This is a genomic window from Plasticicumulans sp. (assembly GCF_035331805.1).
Lineage (GTDB): Bacteria > Pseudomonadota > Gammaproteobacteria > Competibacterales > Competibacteraceae > Plasticicumulans.
Map to the genome: position 1 here is coordinate 1 of NZ_DAOLKE010000264.1, position 5,081 is coordinate 5,081.

The window sequence follows — 5,081 nt, forward strand, 5'->3', positions numbered from 1 at the left end:
GGGTGGTCGCCGACGCCAGCGCCGGCGCGGCGTTGGCGCTGGCGCTGGCGTCGGCGTCGACGGTCGGCGCTGCGCTGCCGCCCGCTGCACGGCGGCGCAGCGTGACGTAGTCGCCGGAGAAGCGGAATGTGGCGTGCAGCCGCGCGCCGTCGCCGGCGAGCAGCGTGTGCACGAGGTAGCCATCGACCAGCGTTTCCGGCGCGACGACGTTGAGGCCGCGGAACTTGTCGAACTCGAGCTGCTCGGCGGCGCCGGGTGCTTTCAGGCAGCGCGCGATGGTGATCCGCTGGCGCGCTTCCGACGGCATCTGGGCGATCGTGCGCAGGCCGGGGGCATACACTTCGGGGAGAGCGACTTCGATGCTGCGCACCGAGAAGCCGGTGCTCGGGTCGTCGGCATGCACGGGTTCGACGTAGTCGCGCAGGAGGAGCGCGGTGGCGTCGGTGAGCGCGTTGTTGAAGGCTTGCAGCCACGCTTGCGTGGGCTCGGCGACGCGCTGCGGGGCGAGCGCCGGCTCGTCGAGGCGCTCGTCGTCTTCGTGCCAGTCGGCCGGCGGGCCGAAGAGGCGGTCTTCGATTATTTGGCAGAGGCGGCGCCAGGCGCCGGCGCCGCGGGTGGCTGGCGCGGGCTTGGCCTGGCCGGCGCTGCGCTCGCCGGGTGGGTGTTGCGGGTGGGGTCGGAACGATGCGTTCATGCTGAGGTCTCCGGTGGGTTGAACAAGCCTTGGGCAGGGTGTGTCGCTGCTATAGGTAGAGACGTCGCCGGAGGCCGGCGACGGCCAGTTTTTCGGCACATTTTTGTCCGGCCTGGCCGGCAGGCGGAGGCGAAGGAGCAGGCGATGCGCGGGCAGACGGCGCTGGCGCGGCTGATGCACGGCGTAAACCAGGCCGTGCGCGGCGCGCGCTTCGAGCCAGGCGAGCAGTTCGCGCCAGCCGGGCGGTTCCGCGCTGCCCGCCGGCGGCGGCGACAGGCGCTGCGGCGCGAGGACGAGGTCGAGGCGAGTCGGGCGCGCCTCGGGGTGGCGGTGCGCGGCTTCGGCGAAAAGGTCGCGCAGTTCGAGCAGCAGGCTCGGCCAGTCGCCGGCGTCGCTCGTTCCCGAAAGGCGGAGCGTCGCGCCGGGGCGCGCGTGCGGGTTGCGGCGTCGGGCGTTCATTGGCTACTCCCCTTGGCGACGGCGGTCGCCGGCGTGTACAGGCTGTTGAGCAGCGCCAGGCCGATTTCGGCGGCGACGTTGCCGTCCGGCCCGCGATCGCCGGCGGCGTCGACGCGCTGGCTGCTACGCCGCCAGTTGCGCTCGACTTTGACCACGAGCAGCGTGTCGAAGGGCGCCTGCGCCGTCGGGGCGGCGAGCGCGGCGAACCACTTGATCGGCCGCAGGCGACACGCGGCGGCGACGCGCCGTGTCTGCGCGTTGTCCGGCGCCTGGCGCGCGGCGGCGCACTGCTGGCGCCATTCGTCGAGCGTCAGGCGGTCGGCGGGAAAGAGCGGCGTGCCGGTCTTGCCGGCGATGCGCGGGCCGCCGGTTGCGGCGCAGCGCAGAACGCCGCCGGCGCTGACGGCGTTGCGACAGGCGGTGAAGGCGGTGCCGCTGGCGCTTCGATGGACGCCTTCCAGCGCGCCGAGGATGCTGCGCGCGTCGTGCTGCGCCAGGCCGGTCGGCGTCAGCGGCGCGACCGGGCGGCGCTCGCCGCTGCTTTCCTGTACCGCCGCCAGCAGGTGCGGGGCGGCTGCTTGCGCCGCGCCGTTGGCCGCGGCGGCCAGGTGCAGCCAGCTTTCGGCGATGCCGAGCGGGGTGGCGAGTGCGTTGCCCTGGCCGAACAGCTCGGCCAGCAGGTTGACCAGGTCGGCGCCCTGGCAGCCGCGCCAACGCTGCTTGCCGGCCTGGCGCGCGCAGTCGCGCAGGTCTTCCGGGCGCAGTTGGTCGACACGTTCGGCCAGGCTGCGCCCGTCGGCGGTGCGCAGCAGGCGGCCGGCAAAGACCGGGTAGGCGAGCGCTGCGCTACGCACGTGCAGCGCGTTTTCGCGGTAGGCGGCGCGCAGCAGCGGCGCTTCGCCGGCGCGCGGCGCGAGTCCGCCGAGCAGGTCGAGCTGCGGCCGGCAGGCTTCGCCGGCGCGGCAGCCGGCGTTCCAGCCGGTGCTGGCGAGAACGCGCTCGAGCGCGGCGAGCCGGCGGCGGATGCAGGCGAGGTCGAAATCGGCGGCGCGGCAGAGGACGAGGTCGATCATCGCTTCGGTGTCCGAGCTGCGCAGGATGTCGGGCAGCGCTCGCCTTTCCTGCGCGTGCAGCGTCTGCGCGGCGAGCAGGGCGGCGGCGAGCTGCGGTTTGTTCAGCGAGCCGGGCATTTCGGCTTCCTCGACCTGATTGTCCAGGCGGTGCAGGCGCGCCTTGTCGTCGGGCAGGGCCGGACAGTCGGCGCCCGCCGGGCGTCCCTGCTGGCGCTCGACGTAGCACGCGCTGCTCGCGCTGCCGAGGCCGAGAATGGCGCCGTCGCTCGCCTTGACGACGAGGATGCCGACGCTGCGCGCACGCGCGTTCTCGTACATCTCGCGCGCATGCCGTGCGACGCACCACCCGCAGCGCGCGCAGGCGGCGGCCTGACCGCTGTAGCACGCGGCGGTGATCTGCGCTTTCTGCTGCACGCCGGGGTCGAGCGTCAACCACAGGTGGCGGCCGACGTGCAGTCCGTTGGCGAGCGTGTTCGGGCTGGCCGCCTGCCACGGCGCGCGCCAGTCGCCGAGCAGGGCAAAGAGCGCGTTCGCCTGCGCCGGGTAGTCGCCCGGAGCGAGCGGCGTTCCTTCGTCGCAGCGCGTCGCCGCGGGCGCGGGCGCGCCGGCGCTCGCCGCGGCGTACAGGCATCCGGGCAGGCGGAAGGGGTTGAATCGCCACCAGGGCGCCGGGTTGTCGGCGGCGCGCAGGCGGTCGAGCAGTTGATCGCCGTCGGGCGCTGCACGCAGCAGCCAGTCGGCCGCGTCGGCCAGCGCCGTGTCGGCGGGCGGCGCTTGTGCCTCGTCGCTGTCGCTGGCTGCCGCTGGCTGCAGCGCATGCGCCTGGCTCGCCTGCGCCAGGCGCTGGTTGAGCTGCTCGAGCGTCGCGCAGACGGCGGGCGGCTGCGCGCATTCGGCGCGCGGCGCGCTGCCGGGCTGCAGGCTGTTGCGCAGCCAGCGCAGCGCTTCCAGGCGCGGCTGGTTGAGGTGCAGGTCGGCGCCTTCGCCGGCCGTCGGTCGGCTGAGCAAGGCGACGAGCACGGCGGCGAGCACGCTGGCGGCGAGGAGGAGAAGAACGGCGGTGCGCGCCAGTGGCGATTGTGCGTAGCGACGAGTCGGTTGCATGGCGGGGTCTCCGGGGTTTGATGGGTTGAGGATGAAGACGCGGCGGGGGCGCGCTGGTGGTCAGTTTTCCGCCAGCGCGAGGCCGCAGCAGACGGCCGCGCTGCACAGGCTGACCTTGCCGTACGAGAGCAGCGGCAGGTTGACGCCGGACATCGGCGTCCAGGCGAGCGTGCCGCCGACGCTGAGCAGCGTCTGCGCCAGGGCGACGATGGCGGCTGCGGTGAGCAGCCAGAAGAGCGCCGCGCGCTGCATGGCCAGCGCTGCCGGCGCGCCGGCTGGCGGCAGGCGGCGAGGCAGCGCAGACATGACGACGGCGAACCACCAGACGAGCGCCAGCCCGACGAGGGCGACGGCGGCGGTGCGGCCGTAGCGCGCGAGATGCGCGGCGAAGGCAAAGTCTTCGACCAGTTGCAGCGGCGCGCCTTGCACGCGGCTGCCGCGTCCGCTGGCGCAGGCGGCTTCGCCGACCTGTGCCGGCGCGCCGCACCAGGGCGTTCGTCCGGCGCCGAAACCGCCGGCCGGGGTGGCCTGGATCAGCCAAAGGACGCGCATCTGGTCGTCGTGCGCGGCGAGTTGCGGCGTCGCGCGCGCCACTTCGCGCTGGCGGGCGAGCGCGCTGAATTGCGGCAGCAGGTCGACCAGCGTGCCGCGCCAGACGGCGACGGCGCTCACCGCGAGCACGCCGGCGAGGAGCAGGGCGACGCCGCTACGCCCGCCGGCAAGTCGGCGAATCGCCGGCACGCCGAGCAGCAGCGAGCCGGCGAGCAGCAGCACGAGCAGCGGGCCGGCGTCGGTGGAGACCGCCAGGCCGAGCGTCGCCAGGCCGCCGACCCAGAACAGCGCGCGCCACAGGCGGGCGCGGCGCGCCCGCGAAGCGGCGCACTCGCCACCGCGGTAGAGCAGCCAGGCGAGCATCAGACAGACGCCGATGCGCAGCGCTTCGCCGCTCAGGTGCGGCATCGCCAGACCGGGCAGCGTCGCGCTGCGCCCGCTGCGCCCGAGCCAGCCGACGAGCAGCGCCAGCGCGAGGCCCACGCCGAGCAGGCGCAAGCGCTGGCGCGGGTCGATGGCGAGCGCCGACAAGCGGCTGAGACCGCGCAGCCAGGCGCGGCCGATGGCGCGCCGGGCGTAGGCGACGAGCAAGGCGATGCCGTTGGCCAGCCAGCAGGCTTCCGCGTGGCGCAGCGCGAAGAAGCGCGCTTGCGGATCGGCGCCGCCGGCGAAGTCGGCCATGACCAGCCAGGTGAGGCCAAGCAGCAGGCACCAGAGTGGCCAGAGCAAGGCTTGCCAGCGGCTCGTCGGCGCCGCTCGCCCGGCAGCCGCGGGTGGCGTCGGCGAGCGCGCGGCGAGCCAGGAAGCCAGGCCGGCGAGGACGATGCCAGTCAGGCCGGCAGCGAACAGCCAGATCGCCGCGATAACGCGCGGTGTCCAGCCGAAGGCCTCGTGCAGCGCTGTTTGTCCGGCAGGCGGCACGCCGCAGGCGAGGGCCATCGCCGCCCAGAGGATGAGTAGCCACGGTAGACCCCAGCGCTGCGCGCGGCGCGCCAGCCAGAGCATCGGCAGACCGAGAATGGCGACAGCCGGCAGCCAGTCGGGCGCGGCCGCCGCCAGCCAGGCGGCGCGCGATGCTGCGGGTTAGCCTCTAAGGCGTGCCCGTTTCGGGCGGCGCTTCGATCGGCGCGCGGCGCAATCGCCGGCTCACGAACACGAACACCCACATTGCCGCCAGCAGCGCGATGGTGATGTAGAGC

The 5,081-nt window shown here is 74.3% G+C and carries 3 protein-coding genes; all 3 read right to left on the reverse strand.

The window, feature by feature from the left end; translation table 11 throughout:
• Positions 1–1,153, reverse strand: a 1,153-nt coding sequence (locus PKE44_RS14840) for a hypothetical protein (protein ID WP_324552546.1), incomplete at its 3' end; no start/stop codon positions are given.
• Positions 1,150–3,330: a hypothetical protein gene (locus tag PKE44_RS14845; protein WP_324552548.1), complete on the reverse strand. Its 2,181-nt coding sequence runs from the start codon at positions 3,328–3,330 to the stop codon at positions 1,150–1,152. The genes PKE44_RS14845 and PKE44_RS14840, both read right to left, overlap by 4 nt.
• A gap of 60 nt (positions 3,331–3,390) precedes the next feature.
• A complete protein-coding gene (locus tag PKE44_RS14850) occupies positions 3,391–4,887 on the reverse strand; it encodes a hypothetical protein (RefSeq protein ID WP_324552550.1) in 1,497 nt (498 codons plus the stop codon).
• Between the last annotated feature and the right edge of the window lie 194 nt (positions 4,888–5,081).